The sequence below is a fragment of the Chryseobacterium sp. HNCC26DJ238 genome (genome assembly GCF_057180465.1).
Genome location: NZ_JBXUGI010000062.1, coordinates 1 through 571, shown reverse-complemented (window position 1 = coordinate 571; position 571 = coordinate 1). Strand labels below are relative to the sequence as shown.

General features: G+C 41.0%; 1 protein-coding gene. It reads right to left on the bottom strand.

Annotated elements, in window-relative coordinates; translation table 11 throughout:
- Window positions 1-571, bottom strand: a 571-nt coding sequence (locus AC2A07_RS19715; RefSeq protein ID WP_484051802.1) for a transposase, incomplete at both ends; no start/stop codon positions are given.

Below are 571 nucleotides of genomic sequence, written 5' to 3'. Positions count from 1 at the left end.
CCTTTCAATTTGGCATTAATGTTTTCTACCGTTTGCCGGATTTTTTCTTTACTGATTTCTTTAAATTCCGGCGGTTCAGGATCTTTATCTTCTTCCCTTGCCACGCTTTGGGCGTATTTCCAGAGCTCTTCCAGCTGACGAAGCATTTTTTCTTTATTGGTTTTAATGGCATTTGCCCAAACAAAAGTGTATCGGTTGGCTTGTGCTTCAATTTTGGTTCCGTCTACAAACACCTGTCTCATGCTCACCAAACCTTCCTCTGCCAAAAGCAAAACCACCTGGGAGAAAATATCCTTGAAGGCGGCTTCAAGTTTATGGGTCCGAAAACGGTTCACAGTATTGTGATCCACGATGCTCATATTGGAGAGCCACATGAAGTTGATGTTTTCACGAAGAGATTTTTCAATTTTCCGGGATGAATAAATGTTGTTCATGTACGCAAAAACCATCACCTTAAGCATCATCACGGGATGATAGCTGGGATTTCCTTCTGTGCTGTAAGCTTTTAGAAGAGGATCGATGTTTACCTTCTCTAAAATATCATTGACGATTCGAACAGGATGATTTTCAG